General features: G+C 71.8%; 5 protein-coding genes and 1 pseudogene. 2 read left to right on the top strand and 4 right to left on the bottom strand.

Going from position 1 to position 5,397, the window contains the following annotated elements:
• A pseudogene (locus RIF68_RS26140) lies at positions 1-479 on the bottom strand (purine-nucleoside phosphorylase); the annotation flags it as partial.
• 249 nt (positions 480-728) lie between these two features.
• The gene (locus RIF68_RS26145; protein WP_309053753.1) at positions 729-1,166 is read right to left on the bottom strand and encodes a gamma-glutamylcyclotransferase; all 438 of its coding nucleotides are present in this window, start codon (positions 1,164-1,166) and stop codon (positions 729-731) included.
• Positions 1,167-1,363: 197 nt separating this feature from the next.
• Between RIF68_RS26145 and RIF68_RS26150 the strand changes: the two genes are divergently transcribed.
• Both RIF68_RS26150 and RIF68_RS26155 read left to right on the top strand, forming a co-directional pair.
• Positions 1,364-2,803, top strand: coding sequence for an NAD(P)H-quinone dehydrogenase (locus RIF68_RS26150; RefSeq protein ID WP_309053754.1), 1,440 nt, complete (start codon positions 1,364-1,366; stop codon positions 2,801-2,803).
• Between the two features lie 225 nt (positions 2,804-3,028).
• On the top strand, positions 3,029-3,955 hold the full coding sequence (locus RIF68_RS26155) for a DeoR/GlpR family DNA-binding transcription regulator (protein ID WP_375165189.1): 927 nt from the start codon (positions 3,029-3,031) through the stop codon (positions 3,953-3,955).
• A 132-nt stretch (positions 3,956-4,087) separates the two neighbouring features.
• On the opposite strand, the gene RIF68_RS26160 is transcribed toward RIF68_RS26155, so the two are convergent.
• Complete coding sequence (locus RIF68_RS26160) at positions 4,088-4,633, bottom strand: helix-turn-helix domain-containing protein (protein WP_309053756.1); 546 nt, start codon at positions 4,631-4,633, stop codon at positions 4,088-4,090.
• 93 nt (positions 4,634-4,726) lie between these two features.
• Positions 4,727-5,397: biotin/lipoyl-containing protein (locus RIF68_RS26165; protein WP_309053757.1), on the bottom strand; the 671-nt coding region annotated here is incomplete at its 5' end.

Below are 5,397 nucleotides of genomic sequence, written 5' to 3' on the forward strand. Positions count from 1 at the left end.
GAGTACAGGTCGGTGAGGTCCACGAAGTTCGCGCCGACGATCGGCGAGGCGGCCGTCAGGTTGATGTGGTCGCTGATCAGGACCGGCTGGCCGGGGCGCATGCCCTCGCGCAGGCCGCCGCAGCCGTTGGTCAGGACGACGGTCCTGACGCCGGCGGCGACGGCGGTGCGGACGCCGTGGGCGACGGAGGCGACGCCCCGGCCCTCGTAGAAGTGGGTGCGGCCGAGGAAGACGAGGGCGCGCTTCTCACCGATCTTGTACGAGCGGATCTTGCCGCCGTGGCCCTCGACGACCGGCGGCGGGAAACCGGGGAGCTCGGTCACCGGGAACTCGGCCTCGGGGGCACCGAGCGCGTCGACGGCGGGCGCCCAGCCGGAGCCCATGACCAGGGCGACGTCGTGGTTCTCGACTCCGGTCAGCTCGCGGAGACGCGCGGCAGCGGCCTCGGCGGCCTCGTACGGGGTGGCAGTTGCGTTCACTGACTCTCTCGCCTCGGGGAGGGGGGTCCGAGGGAAGACCCCGGACGGATTTGATACGCGCAGAAGCCTAGCCCGAGAAACCCTACGCGCGTAGATGACGCTGCGAACGGAGCTGCGATCGTTGTCTTGTCGTTTCCCACGAACGCGCCGGAGGGCGAGGCCGGGGCCCCGGGGGAGGAGCGGTACGGACGGCGAGCCCCCGGTGGCCCGGCAGGGGCGCCCGCGTCCGCACCCGTCCGTCGGTGGCGCTCAGCAGGGTCGCTTGCGGAGTTCCATCACGTAGTCGTGGGGGGCTCCCGCCGACTCGGCCGCGTCGGCCACCTCGCCCAGGTACCGGGCGGAGGGCAGGCCGCCCTCGTACGCGTTGAGCACGTACACCCAGGCCGGCTCCTCGCCGTCCAGCGTGTGCACCCGCACCCGCATCCGGCGGTAGATGTCGAGGCCGACGCCCTCCCAGCGGTCCATCGAGTCCTCGTCCATCGGCGCGATGTCGTACAGCGCCACGAAGACCTGGGAGCGGGGGGCCTCCACGATGGTGGCGAGCGCTCCCTCCCAGCCCATCTGCTCGCCGCCGAAGGTCAGCCGCCAGCCGTTGAGCCAGCCGGTGCTGCGCAGCGGGGAGTGCGGTGCGCGGCGACTCATCAGCCGCGCGTCGAGGTTGCCGGCGTACGCGGCGTAGAGCGACATGGGACCGAGGGTACGGGAGGGTGTGGTCACTCCGCCGAACTCCGAGGTGAGGGCCGTATGGAGGCCCCGACGAGAGGAGCCCCCCGCCGTGCGGGAGAATGGGGTACGCACTTGAAGCGTGCGGGACAATGGCGTACGCACTGCAGCCCAGCGGGGGGACCACCCCGGCAGAACGAGAGCGCGAGGCGTAGATCCCAGTGACCCGGATCGTGATCATCGGCGGCGGACCCGGCGGATACGAGGCGGCCCTGGTGGGCGCCCAACTCGGCGCGGAGGTGACCGTCGTCGACTGCGACGGCCTCGGCGGCGCGTCCGTCCTGACCGACTGCGTCCCCTCCAAGACCCTGATCGCCACCGCCGAGGTGATGACCACCTTCGACTCCTCCTACGAGGAGCTCGGCATCATCGTCGCGGACGACACCCCCCACCTGGAGCAGGCCGCCCGCGTCGTGGGCGTGGACCTCGGCAAGGTGAACCGCCGTGTGAAGCGGCTCGCGCTCGCCCAGTCGCACGACATCACCGCCTCCGTGACCCGGGCCGGCGCCCGGGTGCTGCGCGGCCGTGGCCGGCTCTCCGGCCGGCAGGCGGTGGACGGCTCCCGCCAGGTGATCGTGACCGCCGCCGACGGCAGCGAGGAGACGCTGACCGCCGACGCCGTCCTGATCGCCACCGGCGGTCACCCGCGCGAGCTGCCCGACGCCAAGCCGGACGGCGAGCGCATCCTGAACTGGACGCAGGTGTACGACCTCAAGGAGCTGCCCGAGGAGCTCATCGTGGTCGGCTCCGGCGTCACCGGCGCCGAGTTCGCCGGCGCCTACCAGGCGCTCGGCTCGCGGGTCACCCTGGTCTCCTCGCGCGACCGCGTGCTGCCGGGCGAGGACCCGGACGCGGCGGCCGTCCTGGAGGACGTCTTCCGCCGGCGCGGCATGAACGTCATGGCCCGCTCGCGCGCCGAGTCCGCCAAGCGGGTCGGCGACCGGGTGGAGGTCACCCTCGCCGACGGGCGTGTCATCTCCGGCACCCACTGCCTGATGGCGGTCGGCGCGATCCCGAACACGGCCGGCATGGGCCTGGAGGAGGCGGGGGTCCGGCTGAGGGACTCCGGGCACATCCTGACCGACCGGGTCTCCCGCACGAGCGCCCCCGGCGTGTACGCGGCCGGTGACGTCACCGGCGTCTTCGCGCTCGCCTCGGTTGCCGCCATGCAGGGCCGGATCGCCATGTACCACTTCCTCGGCGACGCGGTGACCCCGCTGAACCTCAAGACGGTCTCCGCGAACGTCTTCACCGACCCGGAGATCGCCACCGTCGGTTACACGCAGGCGGACGTGGACGCGGGCAAGATCGACGCCCGGGTCGTCAAGCTCCCGCTGCTGCGCAACCCGCGCGCCAAGATGCAGGGCATCCGGGACGGCTTCGTGAAGATCTTCTGCCGTCCGGGCACCGGCATCGTGGTCGGCGGCTGCGTCGTCGCCCCCCGGGCGAGCGAGCTCATCCACCCCATCTCGATCGCGGTCGACAACAATCTGACGGTCGAACAGATCGCAAATGCTTTCACCGTGTACCCCTCCCTGTCGGGCTCGATCGCGGAAGTGGCACGGCAGTTGCACACCCGAAAGACGGCGGGCGAGGCCTGACCCTCGGGCCGGTCGCCGCTCCCGCCTGCGGGAACGGTTCTCCGACTCGGACAACCCCCGGCAAGCCGGGGCATAGAACGATCAACGGCGGGGCCCTCCATACCACTTGAGGGCCCCGCTCGTGCGCAACTTCTGCAATTCGGCGCATACTGCTGAAAACTATCGGGCGGTCACGTTACTGTCAGTTTCGTGTTCGCTGCAGAACGTCGCCAGTTGATCCTCGAAATGGTGCGCGCCAACGGAGCCGTGTCGCTCCGTGAGCTCGCCCGCGTCGTCCAGACCTCCGAAGTGACCGTACGAAGAGACGTACGGGCGCTGGAGGCAGAAGGACTCCTCGACCGCCGGCACGGCGGTGCGGTGTTGCCGGGCGGATTCACGCGAGAATCCGGCTTCCCGCAGAAATCCCATCTCGCGACGGCGGAGAAGACGGCCATCGCCGATGTCGCGGCGAGCCTCGTCGAAGAGGGCGAGGCCATCGTCGTCGGCGCCGGGACGACCACGCAGGAGCTGGCGCGCCGGCTCGCCCGGGTGCCCGGACTGACCGTCGTCACCAACTCCCTGCTGGTCGCCCAGGCCCTCGCCCACGCCAACCGGGTCGAGGTCGTCATGACCGGCGGCACCCTGCGCGGCTCCAACTACGCCCTCGTCGGCAGCGGCGCCGAGCAGTCCCTCCAGGGGCTGCGGGTCTCCCGTGCCTTCCTCTCCGGCAGCGGACTGACCGCCGAGCGCGGCCTCTCCACCTCCAACATGCTCTCCGCGAGCGTGGACCGGGCGCTGGTGCAGGCGGCGGCCGAGGTCGTCGTCCTCGCCGACCACACCAAGCTCGGCACCGACACCATGTTCCAGACGGTGCCGACCGACGTGATCACCCGGCTGGTCACCGACGAGCCTCCGGCCCACGACGACCGGGCCGCCACCGAGCTCCAGGCCCTCGCCGACCAGGGCGTCCAGATCGCCGTCGCCGGCACCGGCCAGGGCACGGGTGCGGCCGAGCAGCTTCCCCCGCCACCCCGGGGCCGCCGCGACATGCCGCTGCCCGTCCAGCGGGGACGGATGCCGCAGACGGGCCAGTTCCGGGGACCGGGCGCGGGCGGCCTCGGAGCCGACCCGATGGAGCGCACCGCCCGCGTCGCGGACATGCGACGCCGCTGATCCCCGGCGCCGTACGAGACGGGAGTACGGCTCCGGTACGGGCGCGGCACGCGCCTCCCGTACGTCCCGGCCCGTACGCCCCGGTACGAGACCCGGGCGTGCGCCTCCCGTACGGCTCCGGCCCGGGAGGGCTCAGGCCTTCAGGCCGCGCAGGGTCAGGGTGAGCAGACGGTCCGCCAACTCCGTGTCCTCCGGGCACTGTTCCGCCGCCAGCGCGATCGCCTTCGTGAGCTGCATCAGATCGCCGATCGACACATCGGCCCGCACCTGACCCGCCTCCCGCGCACGCGCCAGCAACTCCTCGCCCGCCGTCCGCAACGGCTCACTGCACCGGGCGAGCGCCGAACCCCGGTCGTACGAGGCCGACATGAGCGCGTGCGCCAGCCCCCGGTACTCACTGGCATGAGTGATGAGCGTGCGCAGCCACTCCACCAGCGCACCGCACGGCGCCTCCGCCCCGGCCAGCTCGCGCGAACGGCGCAGCAGCGTGGTGACGGCTTCCTGGAAGACCGCGTTCAGCAGGTCCGCCCGCGTCGGGAAATGGCGGTAGAGCGTGCCGATCCCCAGGCCGGCGCGGCGGGCGATCTCCTCCAGGGACGCGTCCGTGCCCTGCTCCGCGAAGGCGGCCCTGGCCTCCCTCACCAGCCGCTCGTGATTGCGGCGCGCGTCGGCTCGCATGACGTACGGACGGCCCTCCTTCGGCGAAAAGGGCCCGCAGGCGGATGCCTGCGGGCCCTTCACACGGTAACCGTGACTCGGGGTGTCCCGGTGTCAGTCCTTGATCTCGCAGATCGCGGCACCGGAGGTCACGGACGCGCCGACCGCCGCGCTCAGGCCCTGGATGGTGCCGGATTTGTGGGCGTTGAGGGGTTGTTCCATCTTCATGGCTTCGAGGACGACGACGAGGTCGCCTTCCTTGACTTCCTGGCCTTCTTCGACGGCGATCTTGACGATGGTGCCCTGCATGGGGGAGGCGAGGGTGTCGCCGGAGGCGGTGGGGCCGGACTTCTTCGCGGCGCGGCGCTTGGGTTTGGCGCCGGCGGCCAGGCCGGTGCGGGCGAGGGTCATGCCGAGGCTGGAGGGCAGGGAGACCTCGAGTCGTTTGCCGCCGACCTCGACGACGATGGTCTCGCGGCCGGTCTCGTCCTCGTCGGTGTCGTCCCCGGCGGGGGCGAAGGGCTTGATCTCGTTGACGAACTCGGTCTCGATCCAGCGGGTGTGGACGCGGAAGGGGTCGGCGGTGAAGGCGGGGTCGACCACGACGGCCTGGTGGAAGGGGATGGCGGTGGCCATGCCCTCGACCTTGAACTCCGCGAGTGCGCGGGCGGCGCGCTGGAGGGCCTGTTCGCGGGTGGCGCCGGTGATGACGAGTTTGGCCAGGAGGGAGTCCCAGGCGGGGCCGATGACGCTGCCGGACTCGACGCCGGCGTCGAGGCGGACGC

This window comes from Streptomyces sp. (assembly GCF_031178505.1).
GTDB classification, from domain to species: domain Bacteria; phylum Actinomycetota; class Actinomycetes; order Streptomycetales; family Streptomycetaceae; genus Streptomyces; species Streptomyces gulbargensis.